Annotated in this window: 17 protein-coding genes and 1 pseudogene; 12 read left to right on the forward strand and 6 right to left on the reverse strand. The window is 71.5% G+C overall.

Annotation, left to right across the window (positions count from 1 at the left end):
• Positions 1-45 precede the first annotated feature (45 nt).
• Positions 46-891, forward strand: a complete 846-nt coding sequence (locus ACWD4G_RS39975; protein WP_451302620.1) for a PaaX family transcriptional regulator C-terminal domain-containing protein — start codon at positions 46-48, stop codon at positions 889-891.
• Here ACWD4G_RS39975 and ACWD4G_RS39980 read toward each other — a convergent pair.
• The gene (locus ACWD4G_RS39980; protein ID WP_451302621.1) at positions 888-1,475 is read right to left on the reverse strand and encodes a TetR/AcrR family transcriptional regulator; all 588 of its coding nucleotides are present in this window, start codon (positions 1,473-1,475) and stop codon (positions 888-890) included. The two genes, ACWD4G_RS39975 and ACWD4G_RS39980, sit on opposite strands and share 4 nt — an antisense overlap.
• A 111-nt stretch (positions 1,476-1,586) precedes the next feature.
• On the opposite strand from ACWD4G_RS39980, the gene ACWD4G_RS39985 reads away from it, so the two are divergent.
• The 5 genes and pseudogenes from ACWD4G_RS39985 to ACWD4G_RS40005 form a co-directional block, all read left to right on the forward strand.
• Positions 1,587-2,018: a tautomerase family protein gene (locus ACWD4G_RS39985; protein WP_451302623.1), complete on the forward strand. Its 432-nt coding sequence runs from the start codon at positions 1,587-1,589 to the stop codon at positions 2,016-2,018.
• Entirely contained in the window at positions 2,011-3,051 is a 1,041-nt protein-coding gene (locus tag ACWD4G_RS39990; RefSeq protein ID WP_451302625.1) for a zinc-dependent alcohol dehydrogenase, read from the forward strand. The genes ACWD4G_RS39985 and ACWD4G_RS39990 overlap by 8 nt, the downstream gene beginning before the upstream one ends.
• Positions 3,052-3,144: 93 nt before the next feature.
• On the forward strand, positions 3,145-3,843 hold the full coding sequence (locus ACWD4G_RS39995; RefSeq protein WP_451302626.1) for a PaaI family thioesterase: 699 nt from the start codon (positions 3,145-3,147) through the stop codon (positions 3,841-3,843).
• A 149-nt stretch (positions 3,844-3,992) separates the two neighbouring features.
• Complete coding sequence (locus tag ACWD4G_RS40000) at positions 3,993-4,946, forward strand: immunity 49 family protein (RefSeq protein WP_451302628.1); 954 nt, start codon at positions 3,993-3,995, stop codon at positions 4,944-4,946.
• Between the two features lie 92 nt (positions 4,947-5,038).
• Positions 5,039-5,300: pseudogene (locus ACWD4G_RS40005) on the forward strand (SAM-dependent methyltransferase); the annotation flags it as partial.
• Positions 5,301-5,435: 135 nt separating this feature from the next.
• On the opposite strand, the gene ACWD4G_RS40010 reads toward ACWD4G_RS40005, so the two are convergent.
• Positions 5,436-7,595 carry a SpoIIE family protein phosphatase gene (locus tag ACWD4G_RS40010; RefSeq protein WP_451302630.1) on the reverse strand — a complete coding sequence of 720 codons (2,160 nt, stop codon included), beginning with the start codon at positions 7,593-7,595 and terminating at the stop codon, positions 5,436-5,438.
• 362 nt (positions 7,596-7,957) lie between these two features.
• Between ACWD4G_RS40010 and ACWD4G_RS40015 the strand changes: the two genes are divergently transcribed.
• Positions 7,958-8,839, forward strand: coding sequence for a maleylpyruvate isomerase family mycothiol-dependent enzyme (locus tag ACWD4G_RS40015; RefSeq protein WP_451302632.1), 882 nt, complete (start codon positions 7,958-7,960; stop codon positions 8,837-8,839).
• On the opposite strand, the gene ACWD4G_RS40020 is transcribed toward ACWD4G_RS40015, so the two are convergent.
• Positions 8,833-9,810, reverse strand: a complete 978-nt coding sequence (locus ACWD4G_RS40020; RefSeq protein WP_451302634.1) for a threonine ammonia-lyase — start codon at positions 9,808-9,810, stop codon at positions 8,833-8,835. The genes ACWD4G_RS40015 and ACWD4G_RS40020 overlap by 7 nt on opposite strands.
• A gap of 118 nt (positions 9,811-9,928) precedes the next feature.
• Positions 9,929-11,053, reverse strand: coding sequence for an aldehyde dehydrogenase family protein (locus ACWD4G_RS40025; RefSeq protein ID WP_451302636.1), 1,125 nt, complete (start codon positions 11,051-11,053; stop codon positions 9,929-9,931).
• On the opposite strand from ACWD4G_RS40025, the gene ACWD4G_RS40030 reads away from it, so the two are divergent.
• The gene (locus tag ACWD4G_RS40030; protein WP_451302638.1) at positions 11,043-11,297 is read left to right on the forward strand and encodes a hypothetical protein; all 255 of its coding nucleotides are present in this window, start codon (positions 11,043-11,045) and stop codon (positions 11,295-11,297) included. The two genes, ACWD4G_RS40025 and ACWD4G_RS40030, sit on opposite strands and share 11 nt — an antisense overlap.
• A gap of 425 nt (positions 11,298-11,722) precedes the next feature.
• Here ACWD4G_RS40030 and ACWD4G_RS40035 read toward each other — a convergent pair whose 3' ends face one another.
• On the reverse strand, positions 11,723-12,358 hold the full coding sequence (locus ACWD4G_RS40035; protein WP_451302640.1) for a TetR/AcrR family transcriptional regulator: 636 nt from the start codon (positions 12,356-12,358) through the stop codon (positions 11,723-11,725).
• A 137-nt stretch (positions 12,359-12,495) separates the two neighbouring features.
• Between ACWD4G_RS40035 and ACWD4G_RS40040 the strand changes: the two genes are divergently transcribed.
• The 4 genes from ACWD4G_RS40040 to ACWD4G_RS40055 all read left to right on the forward strand — a co-directional run bounded on the left by ACWD4G_RS40040 (position 12,496) and on the right by ACWD4G_RS40055 (position 16,932).
• Positions 12,496-13,926, forward strand: a complete 1,431-nt coding sequence (locus ACWD4G_RS40040; protein WP_451302642.1) for an amidase — start codon at positions 12,496-12,498, stop codon at positions 13,924-13,926.
• A gap of 208 nt (positions 13,927-14,134) precedes the next feature.
• Positions 14,135-14,677 carry a DUF2087 domain-containing protein gene (locus tag ACWD4G_RS40045; RefSeq protein ID WP_451302644.1) on the forward strand — a complete coding sequence of 181 codons (543 nt, stop codon included), beginning with the start codon at positions 14,135-14,137 and terminating at the stop codon, positions 14,675-14,677.
• A gap of 258 nt (positions 14,678-14,935) precedes the next feature.
• The gene (locus ACWD4G_RS40050; RefSeq protein ID WP_451302646.1) at positions 14,936-16,156 is read left to right on the forward strand and encodes a metallophosphoesterase; all 1,221 of its coding nucleotides are present in this window, start codon (positions 14,936-14,938) and stop codon (positions 16,154-16,156) included.
• A 44-nt stretch (positions 16,157-16,200) separates the two neighbouring features.
• Positions 16,201-16,932: a hypothetical protein gene (locus ACWD4G_RS40055; RefSeq protein ID WP_451302648.1), complete on the forward strand. Its 732-nt coding sequence runs from the start codon at positions 16,201-16,203 to the stop codon at positions 16,930-16,932.
• Positions 16,933-17,382: 450 nt separating this feature from the next.
• Here the strand turns inward: ACWD4G_RS40055 and ACWD4G_RS40060 are convergent, their stop codons facing one another.
• Complete coding sequence (locus ACWD4G_RS40060; protein ID WP_451302650.1) at positions 17,383-17,595, reverse strand: hypothetical protein; 213 nt, start codon at positions 17,593-17,595, stop codon at positions 17,383-17,385.
• Between the last annotated feature and the right edge of the window lie 176 nt (positions 17,596-17,771).

The following is a 17,771-nucleotide window of genomic DNA, read 5'->3' on the forward strand; positions in this document are numbered from 1 at the left end:
GACGCCATCGTGTAACAACGAGTTCGGGCCCGTACAGTACGGCTCATGCGCACGAGGACTCCGGACGGGCCGGCCGAACTCACACTGCGGCCGCTGTCCGCGCGGTCGGTCGTCCTGAGTCTTCTGCTGGGCACACATCCGCCGGCGCTGCCGGTGAAGGAGCTGGTACGGCTGGTGGAGCCGTTCGGGGTGGCCGGGTCGACCGTACGGGCGGCGCTCAGCCGGATGGTGTCGGCCGGGGATCTACGGCGTACGGACGCGGTGTACCGCCTCAGCGAACGGCTTCTCGAACGCCAGCGGAGGCAGGACGAGGCCGTGCATCCGGAGGTCCGGCCATGGGACGGCGACTGGGAGATGGCCGTGGTCACCGGCCCGGGCCGGGAGCCCGCCGAACGCGCCGAGCTGCGCACCCGGTTGACCGCACTCCGCCTGGCCGAACTGCGCGAGGGCGTCTGGCTGCGCCCCGCCAACCTCCACCGCAGCCGCCCCCCGGCCCTGGGCCCGGCGGTCCAGCACTTCACGACCCGACCCGAGCAGGCCGCGGACGAACTTGCGGCGACCCTATGGCCGTTGGACACCTGGTCGGCCACCGCCGAGGCCCTGCTCGCCCACATCGAGCACACCCAAGACCCCGCCGCCCGCTTCACCGCCCTGGCGGCAGCGGTACGCCACCTACTGGCCGACCCGGTCCTGCCCCCGGAACTCCTCCCGGCCAACTGGCCGGGCCCGCGCCTGAGGACCGCATACGCGGACTATCGACGGGAGTTGGCAGAGACAAGCTCCAGCGCCCCTAAAGGGGCGCGGGGCGGAACATCTTGCGGCTCCGCCGCGTGGGCGCGACCAGCCACGACGGCGCCGCACCCGACAAACAACCCATCACGGCAGCCCTAGCGGAGCGCAAGCGCTCCGCTGATGGCGCCCTCCAACTGCTCCGCAACCCGATCCAACGGCCGAACATCCCGCTTGGCCCGGCACATGACGATCGCCCCCTCCGTAGAGGCGACAACGAGGGTGGCAAGCCCGGCGGCCTGACCGGCAGGCACACCATGGGCCCGCAGGGAGTCCACAAGAAGCTGCTCCCAGACCTCAAATGCCTCGGCGGCGGCGAGAACAGCCGGCGGAACCTCGTCACCGGGAGGCTCCTCCACGGAAACGGCCAGGACAGGGCACCCGGCACGAAACTCACTGTCGACGACGATGCCGCGCCACAGCGCGAGAAAGGCACGCACCCCCTCGACGGGCCCCGCCTCCAACTTCTTGCGCAGGATGCGCGCCGCGACCGTACCGCCGTGGCGAACCGCCTCGGTGGCCACCTGCTGCTTGCCCTCGGGGAAGTAGTGGTATGTCGAGCCGAGGGGCGCCTTGGCGTGTTTCGCCAGCTCACGGATGCTCGCCGCGTTCAGGCCCCGCCTGGCGATCAGATCCGCGGCACCGGCCACGATCCGCTCACGGGACGGCGTTTCGGCTCTGGCCAAAACAGTGCTCCCTTCCGGCCCCCTCTTGGCTATGTCGACCGTCATAGTCTAGCATGACCTCCGGTTATAACGACCGTCATAGCCCCGCTGGACGCCGAAGGAGACGTCGTCATGCCGATGATCCGGCTCACCGCCCCCGCTGGTTCGCTGACCGAGGAGGGTCGCGAGAAAGTTCAGCGCGAGCTGGCCGCCGTACTGCTGCGCGGGGAGGGCGCGCCCGACACGGCGTTCTTCCGCGCCCAGGCGTGGAGCTATCTGGTCGAGTTGCCCGAGGGGGCGCAGACCACGGCGGAGGACGAGGCGCCGCGCTTCCTCGTGGAGGTGACCGTTCCGCAGGGGGCACTGTCGGAGCGGCGCAGGGCCGGGCTGGTCGAGGAGGCCACGAAGACCGTGCTCGACGCGGCCGGGCTCACCCGGGACGAGGCGCTGCGGGTGTGGGTGCTGGTGCACGCGCAGCCCGACGGCACCTGGGGCGCCGGCGGCTCCGTGATCCGTTACGCCGACCTCGTCGCCCTGGCGAAGGGACAGCGCGGCGATGCGTGAACTGACGTACGTCGCCCGGAACAAGGTCGAGTGGCGCGAGGCCCCCGACCCCAGGCTCGGGTCGGATCAGGAGGCGATCGTCGCGCCGGTGGCCGCCACCTCGTGTGACGTGGACACCGCGATCCTGGCCGGTCACGCCACGCGGCGGCAGCCGCACATCAAACACAGCATCGATCCCCCCTTCCCCCTCGGCCACGAGTGTGTGGCCCGGGTCGTCGAGACCGGCGACGCCGTCACCGCCGTCTCCCCCGGCGAGCTGGTGGTCGTCCCCTGGTCCCTCAACTGCGGCACCTGCGACAAGTGCCGCGCGGGGCTGACCGCCCACTGCGCCTCCGTACCGCACATGGCCATGTACGGCGCACCGCTCGGCGGCACCTGGGGCGGGCTCTTCTCCGATCTGGTCCGGGTGCCCTGGGCCGACGCCATGCTGGTGCCGCTGCCCGCCGGCCTCGACCCGGTCGCCATGGCCTCGGCGAGCGACAACTGGTCGCTGTCCTGGCGCCTGGTCGCACCCCACCTCAAGAACCGGCCCGGGGCCCGCGTCCTCGTCGTCGCGCGCGGCAGCATCGGGCTGTACGTGTGCGACATCGCCCGCGCGCTGGGCGCCTCCGATGTGCTGTACGTCGACCCCGACCCCGAACACCGCAGGCTGGCCGAGGGGTTCGGCGCCCGGACGGCCGAGGCGGTCGAGTCGGTCCCGCAGGGCTTCGACCTCGCCGTGGAGGCCACCGGACGCGTCGACCAACTCGCCGGCGCCCTCAAGGCCCTCGCGCCCGAGGGCATGTGCGAGTCGGCCGGCAATCACTTCCGGCCGGGCGAACTGCCCCTGCTGGACATGTATCTCACGGGTGTCACCCTCCGCATCGCCCGCGACAACGTCCGCGACCACATCCCCGCCGCTCTCGAACTGGCCCGCTCCGGCGACGTCGATCCCCGGCGGGTCGTCTCCCACGTCCTCGACTGGGAGGAGCTTCCCGAGGCACTGCCTCAGAAGCACCTCAAGCCCGTCTTCGTACGCGACGTGAACGCTTGACGGCAGCCCGGGACGACAACCGACGGGCCCCGCGGACACGGTTCAACCGCCCTTCGGGCTCCAGCCCCTCGTACCACCTACCGAGAAACACCGATGAACACGACTCTCAGCGACCCGCCCATGCCGACCGACGACGACCTCCCCCGACCGACGGAAGGAGAACTGGAGCGCCGGCGCGCGGCGATCGCCGCCCTCGGGCATGAGCTGCGGCTGCTGGTGGACGCCGTCGTGCGGACCACGGCCCCGGCCGAAGTCCTGCGCGGTGTGGCGGAGGGCGTGCGCCGGATCACCGGGCGGCTGACCGGTGGACGGCGGGCGAGGGGCGAGGTGCCCGTCGTGGACGAGTTCCCGGGAGAGCCGCGTATGTACAGCCCCGTCACCGGGGCCGGCAGTCCCCTCGCCCCGCCGATGCTGGTGACACCGGGCGACGGCGGTCTCGTCGGACTGTGCGCGCTCGGTATCGCGCACGAGGGGCCGCCCGGCTATGTGCACGGCGGGATGAGCGCGATGCTGCTGGACGAACTGATGGGCCGGGCCTGCGGAGCGGCCGGTCACCACGCCATGACCGTCTCCCTCCGCACGCGCTACCACCGGCCCGTGCCCGTGGACACGCCCCTGCGGGTGTTCGCCCGGGTCACGGGAGCGGAGGATCGCAAGATCTTCGTCGAGGGGTCGATCAGCCGGGAGGGCGACAGGGACGGGGACACGGCCCCTGTCCTGGTCACCGGGGAGGCCGTCTTCGTCTCCCCGGACCCCGAACGGGCCCGCGCCCTGTTTCCGGAGCTGCGTTGAACCGCCGGGTGCGGTAGGGAGTTTCCCTCGTCGCGCGCGGACATCACGTCCGCAGCCGATCACCCGCCGGCGATCACCCGCCGGCGATGTCCGAGCCTGCTGATACGGTGCCGCCTCCGGCCGAGAAAGATCACGAGGGGACGGCGACGGTGCGTGAAGTGACATGTCATGAGGTCAGCGGGGATCGGATCGCCCAGGCTCTGGACGACATCGGCAAGCGGACCTACGGCCGGTGGCACCGGATGCGCTACGGCGACCTGTCCCTGGACTCGCTGCGGGAGTTGGGCGACGAACTCCTCGACCACGTGGCCGCCCGCACCGTGGCGGACCCCGCTCTCGACGAGGCAGCGTTCACGGCGCTGCGGACCGCCGCGGAGTGCTACCACGGGGTGCTGAGCGTCGGCTGCTTCCCGGACGGCGACCAGAAGATCCCGCTCTCGCTCGTCGGTCAGGCCCTCACCAGCGAGGACATCGCCTTCTCGGACATCGTCGAGGAAGCGCCCACGGCGCGGACATGGCTCGACATGTTCGAGGTGTGCGTGGTCAGCGGCCTGGTGTGGGACTGGCAGCGGGTGATCGGTCTGCTGTTGCGCGGGGACTACGCGCCCGCGATCCACGAAGGGGTGCCCTATTCGGAGTTCACCTCGGCCTCGGCCCCGGCGGATCTGGCCGCGATGGACGCGCTCTGCCTCTATCTGACCGAGGAGAGCGGCCATCTTCCCCGGCACTGGCCCACGGTGCCCCTGTGCGCGCCGGACGCCGGGGAACGCGCGGCAGCGGCCGGGCGTCTGGACGCCGTCGGCTCCCTGACCCCGGACCAGCGTCTCCTGCGCGTCCTCCTCGACGACGACCAGCCCGCCTTCGAGGAAGCCCTCGCGGCCCGGCTGGTCGAGCACCGGGAGAGCGTGGGCACCGATCCCGCGCCCCGAACTCTGCTGCCGCTGGGCGCCCTTGCCCTCGTCGCGCTGGCGACCCAGGCGCACGGCTGGGAGTTGGCCGTACGCTCCGGCTATCTGCCCTCCGGCCTGCTGAGTTCCTGGGACGCGCTGCGGCGGAACGCGAAGACCGAGAAGAACGAACTGGGCGGCTGGGTGGCCCGCTAGGTGAACCGGCCCATGAGGGCTCCCTGACGATGCGCCCAGTTGGTTGAACGGTCTACCTTATATGTCAGATCCAGCCAACTCGGGGAGTCCTCATGCCGGTTGAACGCCCGCTCATCAACAGCGATGTGCCGCACTCCGCGCGGATCTGGAACTACTGGCTGGGCGGCAAGGACTGCTACGAGATCGACCGGCAGGTCGGTGACCGGATAGCGGGAGCGCCAACCCCGCGATCCTCGATATCGCGGTGGCCCAACGGGCGTTCCTCGCACCCCCGAGGGCGCGACCGCCTACATCGACGCCGACCTCCGCGACCCCGAGGCCATCCTGGAGCAGGCCGCCAAGACCCTGGACCTCCCTGCTGGCCCCCGGCGTGGTCTCCGTCACCCGCTGGCGCCCCACCTCACACAACAACCAACTCCCGCCCGAGGTCGACGACTTCGGCGGAGTGGCCCGCAAGCCGTAGCGGTCGGCGCGTGAGCGCGCCGGGCTTCACACCGTCGGTTCCACCCCGATGACCAGGAGGGCGATGTCGTCGTCGGGGTCGGTGACGCGGTCGACGAGATGGTCGGCCATCGTGTCCAGGTCACCGGGGTCGGCGCGGGCGACGAGGTGCGCCAGGCCGTCCACGGCGTCGTCCAGGTCGAGGCCGGGGCGTTCGACGAGCCCGTCCGTGTAGAGGACGAGGACGGAGCCGGGCGGCAGGGGGAACTCCACGGCGGGATAGTCGGCCTCGTACTCGATGCCGAGCAGCAGGCCGGGCGGCACCCGCAGCACCTCGGTGCGGCCGTCGGCGTACCGCAGCACGGCCGGCGGATGCCCGGCGCTGGCCAGCCGGACGACCTGCCCGGCGAGATCCAGATGCGCGTAGAGGCAGCTGGCGAACCGGCCGGGTTCCAGGTCGACGAGCAGCCGGTTGGTCGCCACCAGGACGTCGCCCGGCGGCGCCCCGGCGGTCGCGCGACCGTGGACGGCGGTCCTGACCTGCCCCATCAGCGCCGCCGCGTCGATGTCGTGCCCCTGGACGTCGCCGATCGCGGCGGCGGCCGTGGTGTCGTCCAGACGGATCAGGTCGTAGAAGTCGCCGCCCACCTCCACCCCGTGCCCGGCGGGACGGTAGCGGGCCGCGACACTCAGACCGGGGAGGGACGGCAGATGCCGGGGCAGCAGCGCGGCCTGGAGCTGATGGGCCACGGTGTACTGGGTGTCGTAGAGGCGGGCCCGTTCGAGGGCCTGGCCGACGAGGCCGACCAGTGCCGTGAGCGCCGCGCGTTCGGTGGGCGGGAAGTGCTGGGGACGGTCGTAGGCGAGGACGAGTGAGCCGATGGCGTGGCCGGAGGCGATCAGCGGCAGGAACGCCCAGGACACCTTGTCGTCGAGGTGGACGGCACCGGGATACGCCTCCCGCAGTTCGTCGAAGCTCCGGAAGAACTGCGCGTTTCCGGTGTCCAGCACCCGCACGGCGGGAGTGCGTGCGGAGAGGGGCAGGCCGTCGAAGTGGGCCATCAGCTCGGCGTCGTAGCCCCGGTAACCGAGGATCTTCAGCCGCCCGTCGCGGGGAGCCATCACGGCCATCGCCCCGGCGCCGAGGGCGGGCATGAGCTGGTCGGCGGCCTGGTCGACGACGTCGCGCACCCCGATGGCCTCGGTGAGCGTGGCGGCCAGATGCATCAGGTGGTAGAGGAGTCCGGCCCGCCCTGGCCCGGCCTCGGAGGGCACCCCGGTCGGGGCGGCGCCCGTACGGGACGACTCCGCCGAGGGCCCCTCCCGCTGCCCGGGCCGCCCCTCGGCCCGTCCTTCGCCGGGGACGACGCGGAGGCTGATGCCGGACGGGTCCGGGTAGAGCTCCAGGACGAGCGGGCTGTCCGGTGGGCGCACCGCCCTGACGACGGTGGGCTGCTCGCTGAGCAGGGCCGAGCGGTAGCGGTCCTCGATCTCGGGGACGTCCAGCCATGGCAGCGCCTCCCAGGGCACGGTGCCGATCAGATCGGCGGGGTCGGCGTCGAGGAGCCGTGCCGCCTCGGGGGTGACGAAGGTGAACCGGCCGGAGACGTCCAACGCGCAGGCCCCGCCCGGAAGTCGGTCGATGAACGCGGCCAGCAGATCCACCTCGGCCGGGAGCGTGGCGCTCCGCGAGGGGCGGGGCAGGATACGGGCCTGATCGGGCGGCTCCGGTCCGCCGTGCTCGGCCGTGCTCCGCAGCAGCCGGGCCAGCCGACGGCTCCCCGCCTCGATGGCCTCGCGCTCACCGTCGCCGAGCCTCGGCGGGTGGGCGCTCGGCCACAGCAGCACCAGCCCGCCGACCGGCGTGCCGTCGGCGATCAAGGGAGCCGCCGCCAGTGCGAAGGGGTACGGCAGCACGAGGGACGTACGCGGGTAGCGGCGGGCCATCTCCTCCATGTCGCCGACCCAGACCAGCTCGCCGTCACGCACGGCGTCCGCGACCGGGACGGGCTCGGCCGGCCCCACCCGCGCCCACAGCAGGGCCATCTCACGGGGCGCCCCCGTGAGGGCGACCAGCCACAGGGCGTCACCGGACGCGGGCAGGACGTAGAGCAGTCCCCGGGAGGCCCCGCTGTCCTCGACCACCTCAAGCAGCGCCGCGTCCACCGAATCGGACGCGACCTCGGACGGGGCCGTACGCCGGTTCACCCCGTCTCCCGAAGAGCGCCCCGGTCGAACGGCCGAACGAACACGCACCGAACGCTGCCCATGCCAGAACCCTAATCCGAGTCGCCGGACCCCACCTGACCACGCAGCCCAGAAGGCAAGCCCGATCACGCGCCCCAGAGGGGCATGCCACCGCTGGCCGCCACTCAGGGCCCAGGCCCAGGCCCCGGCCCTATCCCGGTCGGCGGCTGTCTGGCGGCCCCGGTCCGATTCCGGACAACCGCTGGGCGGCACCGGCCCGAACCCGGACGGCTGCCCCGCGCAGGTCCTCCTCACCGACGTCGGCAGTAGAGGCAGGCGGTATTCGATGGCAGACCGTGGCTCCCGCCTGCAAAGCTCTGGCCATGAGTCCCGAGTCCAACGGCGTGGCCGGCACTTCCTGGCTGGGCCACCCGATCGACGCCCGTCCCTTGTTCGGACCGGAGCTGGCGGCGCTCCTCGACACCCTGCGTGGCCTGCGGCCCGCCGACTGGAGCAGGACGGCGGTCCCGCGCTGGACCGTGCATGACCTGGCCGCCCACCTCCTCGGCGACTACTACAGCCGCCTCGGTCGCGCCCCGGACGGATACCGGCGTGTCTTCCTGCCCGGAGAGACGCTGGAGGCGTTCATCCACCGCACCAATCAGGAATGGGTCGACCTCCGCGCCGATGACAGCCCGGCCGCGCTCATCGATGCCCTGGAAGCGGCCGGGACCGAGCTGGCCCGGCACTTCGCCACCGCCGACCTCGAAGCGCCCGCCCTCGGCGTGTCGTGGGCGGGCGCCGACCCGACGCCCGGATGGCTGGACATCGCCCGGGAGTTCACCGAGCACTGGACGCACCGGCAGCAGATCCGCCACGCCATCGGCCACGACACCGACCCGGAACCGTATGCCTTCTCCACGGTCCTGGACACCTTCATGCGAGCCCTGCCCCACACCCTGCGGCAGACGACGGCACCAGCCGGGACCCAGATCGAAGTACTCGTCGAGGGGCCGTCCGGCGGCAGATGGACCGCCACCGCCACCGCCACTTCCACTTCCGCTGCCACGACCACGGCCGGCCGCTGGTCACTGGCCCACCCGCCCACCGGCAGCCCGACCGCCTCGGTACTCCTGGACCCGGAAACCGCCTGGCGCCTGTGCACACGCGGCATCGAACCCGCCACCGCTCTCGGCCGGGCCCGCGTCCAGGGAGAGCACCGCCTCGCCGAAGCCGTCTGCCAGGTCGTGTCCATCGTCTACTGACGGCCGGGAGCGGCACCCACCCAGCGGTGATAGGCGTCCACGTCGACGTTGCTGCCGCACACGATGGTGACCACATGTCGCCCGGCGAAGCGGTCGCGGTCTTCGAGGATCGCCGCGATACCGAGCGCGGCCGACGGTTCGACGACGAGACCGGCGCGGTCGAGAAGCAGCCGCATACCGGCGATGATCGACGCCTCCCGGACGAGGACGGCGTCGTCGGCGACCAGGAGGAGATCGTCCACGACAGCCGGGATGGGACATCGCCCGGCGACGCCGTCGGCGATGGTGTCGGTCGAGTCGGTGGTGACGACGCGCCGCCTGCGCCACGAGTGCGTCATCGCCGGTGCGCCCAGCGGCTGAACGCAGATGACCTCGACATCGGGCGCCAGGGCCTTCAGCACATGCCCCACGCCGGTGGCCAGGGCACCGCCGCCGAGAGCGATCAGGACGGCGTCGAACGACGGCGCGCTGTCGACCAGTTCCAGTCCGATGGTCGCCGCGCCCTCGCAGGTCTCGATGTCCAGGCTGTCTTCGAGCAGCCGGATGCCGTCGCGGCGCGCGATGGCCGAGGCCCGCACGCGCGCCAACTCGTGGTCCCCGTCCACCAGTTCCAGCCTGGCGTCCAGTGCGCGGATGCGATCGAGCTTGGCCGCGGTCGCGAACCGGGAGGCCACGACGGTGACGTCGAGTCCCCGGCCGCGAGCGGACCAGGCGAGGGCCTGGCCGAGGTTGCCCGCGCTGGCGCACACCACGGCCCGTGGGCCATGGTCGGCGAGCAGGCTCGCGACGACCTCGGTGCCACGGCCCTTGAAACTGCGGACCGGGTTCGCCGTTTCGAGCTTGACGCTCACCGCACACCCGAGATCGGGCTCCAGCGCCTCGCAGCGGTACAGCGGAGTGTCGAGAAAAACCGGGTCGATCATCCGGCGAGCCGCCCGAATCCGGGCGGTGTCGAGGCGCGTCTTCAGCACGACACGGCAGCGTAGCGCCACCGACCGCCCACCCTGCACCCTCCGTCCCCGCACCTCCGGCTCGCGACCGGTGGACGGGTCGCGCACGCAGAAGGCCGCACCGGAGGGGCGGACGGGCTCAGCGCCCGTGGTTGTGCATGACGTGCTTGGTGCGCGAGTAGTCGTCCAGTGCGTAGAGCGACAGGTCCCGGCCGTAGCCGGAGCCCTTGAAGCCGCCCCAGGGGACTTCACTGGCCAGCACCAGATGGGAGTTGACCCAGACGGTTCCGAAGTCGAGGCGGGCGGCGATGTCGTGGCTGCGGCGGGCGTTCTCGGTCCAGACCGAGGCCGACAGTCCGAGCGGGACGTCGTTGGCCCGTCGTACGGCTTCCTCCTCGTCGGTGAAGGTCTCGACCGTGATCACGGGGCCGAAGATCTCCTCGCGGGCGACTTCTGCTCCTTCGGGGACGTCGACGAGCACGGTCGGGGCCACGAAGTAGCCGGGGCCGTCGAGGGCGCCGCCCCCGGTCGCCGCCCGCACGCCTTCCTTCGTCGCGCGCTCCAAGTAGCCCGTGACACGGTCGAAGTGGGCCTTGGAGACCATGGGGCCGACCTCGATGTCCTCTCCGGCCTGCGGTTCGCCGACGACCAACGTCCGTACCCCGTCGACGAGTTGTTCGACGAACCGCTCGGCGACGGATGCGTGGACGAGGACGCGGCAGGCGGCCCCGCACTCCTGGCCGGAGTTCCAGAAACCGGCGACGCGCAGCGACGAGGCGGCGGCCGTGAGGTCGGCGTCGGGGAAGATCACGACCAGGCTCCGGGCCTCCTGGGCGGCGGACAGGCCGGACGAGATCGCGGTCTCGGTGCAGAGGGTGCCGAGGTAGTCACCGGCCAGCAGGACTCGGCCACTGCGGCGGGTCAGTGTCTGCTGGAGCCTGCCGCGGCCGGGGAAGCAGTACGGGGCTCCGGTGGGCCAGCGCTGCACCTCGGCCTCGACGACCTTGTCGGCGAAACCGGGCAGGACCTGGTCGAGGTCGTCGAGGTAGATCCGGCGGATCTTGTCGTCGTCGTGCTCCAGCAGTTCCCGGGCGAGGCTGCCCGGTGAGAAGGTCATGATGCTGCTGCCGGGCCGGCGTTCCGCCGCGTAACCGTGTACGGCGTTGGACATGTTGAGCGCGACGTTGAAGGACCGCTTCGGCGTGGCGATGCCGTAGGCGTCGTCCCCGAACGCCTCACGGTCCCGTCTGCGTATGTTCGTCACGGTCCTGGACATGGACTACAGCCAGGCCTGCGACACCATCGCGGGCGAGGACACCGCCGTACACGACGCCTTGTGCGCCGCCGACGGGAACGAGGCGGCCCGGCTGTGGCGGGTCAAGATCGAGCGCTGCGTCCGCTACATGATCGCCCAACTCCCCGAGGACGACGTGGCCCCCTACCTCTGGACCACACTGGCGGGCAGGCCCCGCATGTGCCCGGGAGAACCACGGGGCACCGCACACTGAGGCGGAGGGACCGGGGTGTCGCGCATGGTCAGAACCGGCTCAGGTTTCGCGGCGTCCCGATCACACGGCTGATCGCCGAACGGTTTCCCGCCACTCGGCCATCACGTCGTGGGACCCGAAGGCGTAGACCGCTGGTTCGACGAACCAGCGGCGGAAGCTGGGGTCCGGGTCGTGGACGGCTGCGGCCGGCAACGGGGCGACAGGAAGCAGCGGCGGCTGACTCGTTGTGCTCTTCGTCAGCCATGGCGGCGTTCTGGACCGGGCCAGACCGAGAAGGTACGGGGTGTTGGTTGCTTCCCGCCGAGTGAGACGATCACGTTGTGGCTGGTGTGCACTGCCCCGATGGGCGGCAACACGACCCTGCTCGCCACGGTGACAGCCGACGCTGAACGCAGGCGGCCTGATGCCCCCGTTGCTTCTTCGTGTCACTCGGTCCGGGCTTGGGGGAGGAGAGGAGGCCGGGCCGGTTGCTCCCAGAGGTCGGTCAGGTGTTTGTGGAGGATGTCGTGGGCCTCTTGCGGGGTGAGGTGGCCGATGAGGACGTGTGTGGTGAGGCCGTCCGCGAGGGCGAGGAGGGTGCGGGCCTCGCGTTGTGGATCGAGGGGGACCGCGCGGTCGGTGCCCTTGTCAGCTTCCGAGATGAGGCGGGTGAACGCCTCTTGCAGGGCTGCGTAGTTCGCCTTCAGAGTCTCGGCGAGCGCCTTGCTGACGACCGCCTGCGCGACGAAGGCGAGCCAGACCCTGGCCTCGGCGCGGTGCTCTTCTCCGAGCAGTGAGATCTCGGCGGCCGCGTGGCCCAGAGCGGTGGCGGCCGACTGGGCCGGGCTCCTGACGAGGCGGGCCCGTACGCGTTCACTGATCCGCTCGCCGATGTGCCCGAGCGCGAAGACGAGCATCTCTTCCTTGGTGCGGAAGCACCGCTGGACGGCGCCCATGGACACCTCAGCGCGGGCGGCGACATCGCGCAGGGTCACGCCCTCAAGGCCGCGCTCGTCGGCGAGGTGGCAGACGGCCTCGGCGATGAGGCGGCGTCGGCCCACGTGATCCACCTGCTTGGGCATGACCGTTCGCCTCCCCGCCCCACGGCGCTCTGCTTCGCACCGCACCTTATTCGATGCGCCTGTATCGGTTCCAGGCTACGGTTGCGGTCGCGGTTCCGATACATGTGCATCGGAAGGTAGGGGAGGAAGGAAAAGCCATGCGGGACGCCCTGTGGAAGATGTCGGCCGCCGCCCAGGCGGAGGCCGTGCGCGGCGCACATGTCTCGGCACTCGAACTGGTCGACAGTCACCTCGATCGCATCGCCGAGGTCAACCCGCAAGTGAACGCGGTCACGCAGCTCCTGGCGGAGCGCGCACGCCGGGCCGCGAAACGGACGGACCGTCGGCGGGCCGCCGGTGAAGCGCTGGGGCCGCTCGCGGGGGTGCCGTTCACCGTGAAGGAGAGCACCGCCGTCGAGGGTGTGCCGACCACGTTCGGCACGGAGCGCTTCCGCGACCTGGTGGCGCCGGCCGACGCGCCCCCGGTGGCACGGCTGCGCGCGGCCGGGGCCATCCCCATCGGGCACAGCAACATTCCCACCCTGATCCTGGCGGGCATGCACACGCGCAGCGAACTGTTCGGCGACACGGTCAATCCGTGGGACGGCGGCCGGACCCCGGGCGGTTCCAGCGGGGGCGACGCGGTGGCCGTGGCCACGGGCATGGCGGCGCTCGGACTCGGCAACGACTCCGGCGGATCGGTGCGCGTCCCGGCCCAGTTCTGCGGTGTGGCCGGGCTGAAGCCGTCCACAGGCCGGTTTCCGGCGGACCACCGCGTCCTCGGCCCGGACGATCCGGGCCCGGCGTCCCAGATGCTGGTCACCGACGGCCCGCTGGCCCGGGGCGTGGGCGACCTGCGGCTGGCTTACGAGGTGCTGGCCGGGACCGATCCGCGCGACCCACGGGCCGTACCGGTGCCCGCGTACGGCGAAGCGCTCCCCGGGCCGGTGAAGGTCGCGGTCGTGGTGGACCCCGGCGGGCACGGCGTCCACCCCGCGGTGCGCGGAGCCATCGAGACCGCGGCCGAAGCGCTCCGCGACGCCGGATACGACGTGCGCGAGGTACGGGACGTGCCACGGCTGGACGAGGCTCTTGAGGCGTACGGCCGGATCACCGTGACGGAGTTCGCCCCGACCTGGCCGGTGGTACGTCAACTGCTCGGCAAGGGCGGGGACCGTTACATCGCGATGGCGATGGAGCGGACCCCGCCCGCGAGCGTGGAAGAGTTCATGAAGCTGATGGGCACCTGGATGAGCGTCCGCCGCTCGTGGGCCGAATTCCTCGACGCGTACCCGCTGTTGCTCGGCCCCTCGTTCACCGAGCCACCGGTCGAGCCGGGGCTGGAGTCGCGCGACAGGGCAGGCCGGGACCGGGTCGCGTCGGGAATGCGCCTGTGCAGTGTGACCAGCTTCGTGGGCGTGCCCGGTGTGGCCGTACCGACCGGCGTGGCCGACGGGCTCCCCGTCGGAGTGCAGATCGTCGGGCGCGCGTTCCGGGAGGACCTGTGCCTGGACGCGGCCCAGGCGGTCGAGGACCGGCTCGGAGTGCTCACACCGGTCGACCCGCGCGTGGGAGGCCGGGCCGATTGAGCCGTTACGCCGGGGAGGACGCGCACGGTGGCCCTCGTACCCCTCCCCCTCAACACGCCGCCCCTCGCCCGGAGGTCTGGCTGAAAACGAACCCGTTCGCCATAAATCGCTTTCAACGGCAGCCCGAGATCGCGGTACGTGTAGAGACGCCCGAGGCTCCGACGAAGAGCGGCGCCCGAAGGACAACCGGACAACCGGATTGGACACCATGAACACGGCCCCCACCGAGGACCATCCGCCCTCCTGCCGCGACTTGGTCGGTCTCCTCGCCCAGACCGACCGGCGTGCCGCCTACGCGGCCCTCGCCCTCGGCGCGACCTCCGTGGCCGAGGTCGCCGAACTGGCCAAGCTCCGCCCACCGGCCGCCGCCGCGGCGCTGCGGAAGCTGACGGACGGCCGGATCGCCGCCTTCGACAGCGAGAAGCGCATGTACACGCTGCTCGACGACACGTTCCGGCACGCGGTCCAGGCCGAGGTCAGGGTCTCCGGTCGGGGCGGCGGGGACGGGGCGGGCTCCTACTTCCGCCGTGGCCGGCTCACCTCCATTCCGGGCAAGGCGGAGGTACGCGGCCGCGTCCTGGCCGTGGTGAAGGACTCGTTCGAGCCCGGCGTGACGTACTCCGAGGCCAAGGTCAACGCGATCTGCGGCGAATGGTTCGACGACTGGGTGAGCCTGCGCCGTGCCCTCGTGGACGAGGGTCTGCTGCGCAGAAACGAGTCAGGCACCGCCTACGAGCGCGTCTGTCAATGAGGGAATGAGGGGCTGTGACAACCCGGGGTGAGACCCTCAGGCGCGACAGGTGAACCGGCCGAGGAAGTGAGGAAGTGCGGAGCGGTGCCGTACGGGTTGGTGGGCACCACGCCGGCTTCAGCCACCCGACGATTGCCGCCCAGGGAGAACCCTTCGCCCCAAGGGCCGCTCCCATGAACGCCGTTCCGGCCGATCCGGCCGGCCCGAGGACGACCGGATACAGTGCGCGAGACGGCAGCCCGGACAGAGGGGGGAAGCGTGACCGACACCAGCAGCACCCGGCCCGCCGAGGGTGAAGCGCAAGCGCCGAGGCACAGCCGACTGCACCGCCTGATGCGCTACATCCCCGTGATCGCCCCCGTCCTGCTGTGGGCCGTGCCCTGCTGGGTGCTCCTGTACACCGGCCAGCACTGGCCGTTGCCCGTCACACTGCCCGGCACCGTCGTGTTCGCCCTCGGCCTCATATGTATGCCGCTCGCGATGGTGCGCGGTCACGGCCGGCGCCAGCAGGACCGGGCGGCGATCATCGGTGACACCCTGCTGGGCACCAGCTGGGTCCTGTTCACGTGGTCCGTTCTGCTCGGCGTCCTGTTGCGGCTCGCCCTGACCGTGGCGGGCGTCGAGGAGGGTCAGGACCGGGCCCGTATCGTCACTTGGGCTGTCCTCGGCGTAACCGCCGCACTGCTCGCCTGGGGCTACACCGAGGCCCGCCGCGTGCCACGCGTACGCCGACTCGACGTGCAACTCCCGCGACTGGGTGCCGCGCTGGACGGCACCCGCGTCGTCCTCATCACCGACACCCACTACGGCCCACTCGACCGAGCCCGCTGGTCGGCACGGGTGTGCGAGACCGTGAACACCCTGGAAGCCGACCTGGTCTGCCACACCGGCGACATCGCGGACGGCACGGCCGAACGCCGCCGCGCCCAGGCCGCCCCACTCGGTACCGTGCGGGCCACCCGGGCCCGCGTGTACGTCACCGGCAACCACGAGTACTACAGCGAGGCCCAGGGCTGGGTCGACCTGATGAGCGAGCTGGGCTGGGAGCCGCTGCGCAACCGCCATCTGCTGCTCGAACGCGGAGGCGACACTCTCGTCGTCGCCGGAGTGGACGACGTCACCGCCGAGTCCTCCGGCCTGGCAGGCCACCGCGCCCACCTCGCCGGAGCCCTGGACGGCGCCGACCCCGACCTGCCGGTCCTGCTCCTCGCACATCAGCCCAAGTTCGTCGACCAGGCGGCAGCCGACGGCATCGACCTCCAACTCTCCGGCCACACCCACGGCGGCCAGATCTGGCCCTTCCACCACCTGGTCCGCATCGACCAGCCCGCCCTAGCCGGTCTCAGCCACCACGGCACTCGCACCCTCCTCTACACCAGCCGCGGCACCGGCTTCTGGGGCCCACCCTTCCGCGTCTTCGCCCCCAGCGAGATCACCCTGCTCGTACTCCGCTCCCCGCACCCGCCCACCTCTGCGTAGCACCGGGCGGGCGACCATGTCGTACCCGTTTCGACGCCACGTACATGAACAGCACCGTGCCCGCGATGCGGCACCCCGACTTCGACGTCGAGGACGGTGTGGCCCTCGTCCCGGTCAACCGGCTCGTGGACCTTGGTTGCGCGCCCGAACGCTTCACCGTGATCGGGGCCGGGAAAACAGGCCTCGACGCGTGCTTGTGGCTGCTCAACCACGGCGTCGACCCTGACGGCATCACCTGGATCGCATCGCGTGACGCCTGGCTCGTCAACCGCGGCCAGGAGAACCAGGCAGACTCCCGCCGGCTGGCGACGGAGCTGCAGGCATGCCAGTCGGCGGACGACGCGATCAGCGCGCTGGAACAGCTGGGCGCCATCATCCGACGTGACCCCGAAGTCACGCCCAGCGCCTTCCGGTGCGCGACAGTCAGCGCCGCCGAGCTCGCCCAACTCCGGCTCCCGTGTCTGCTCGCCCCCAGCGCCGCCGTCACCGGGAAGCTCAAGTGCCTCGGCCTCGACGACGACACACGCAGCGGCCTGGCCCCGCCGGCCCTCAACCCCAATACCTCCGGCGATCTGCTGGCCTTCCACGGCATCCGTATGGACCGGCTGCACCGGTGGTCCGACTCTCCCGAGCTGTTCGAATGGCTCCTCGGCCCCCGTCTGTCAGCGGCGCTGCCCGACCTTCCGAAGATGAAGGACCAGGGCAACCGCGCCACGGCAGCACTCCTCGCCGCCCACCTGGAGGACCTCCTGAAGAAGGACGGCACCCCCGCATGACCACCATGTCATGGACCGAAGCCGGCGGAGCCGAGGCAGAGGCCACATCGTCGCGGGTTCGAGCTCACCGGAGCTCCGACTGTCGGAATGCCGCCCCGGACCATTACGCGGCTGGCGGGCTACGACAGCGGTCGGTCTCCCGTGAGCGGGTCGCTGCCCTGGACGCGCCCTCCACTCAACCGGCGGTTATCGCTCGAATTTGAACGAAACCCGCCACTTGTGTAGACCAAGGACGGCGGCGGAAGGGTTCCGTTGTCCTTGGACACCGGGGAAGCCGCCGCGCGGCCTTCCCGCCGGTCGCATGGGGGGCCATGTCGGGCGGTGCCACGTACCGGGCCGCCTGTCGTCGCACCCTCTCCCGCGGCCAGTCCGGATGCCGGTTGCGCAGCTGGGCGACGCGTTCCTCGAAGTAGCTGAGCTGCAACTCCGGCGCCCGGTACCCCTCCACGATCACGAGCCGATAGCCGGCGGGCAGGGCGTGCCCCGCGATCGCAGCCGCCCGAGTACGCCCGTACGGACCCGCGCGTACAGGCCCGCGGCATCGGCCTGCCGACCGTCCACGTCAAGCCAGCAGACGGTCCGCAGATCCACCAGCGGCTCCCCGCCGTCCTCGACGGGCACCGCCCCGATCCGCTCGTCGTCGAGCAGCACCATCTCGGTCACCTCAGTCCTCCCTCTCTCGCCGGGGGCGCCGGTGTGGGCGCCGTACCGCGGACCACAGGTGAGCCGGGGCTCTCCAAGATCGCTTCAGTTCGTCTTCAGCCGGGCTGCAGACACATCGGTCCGGCCCTCGGCCAGCAACCGCTGAGCCGCGCACACCAGGGAGGAGCGCGACCGAG

The sequence above is a fragment of the Streptomyces sp. NPDC002643 genome (assembly GCF_053592555.1).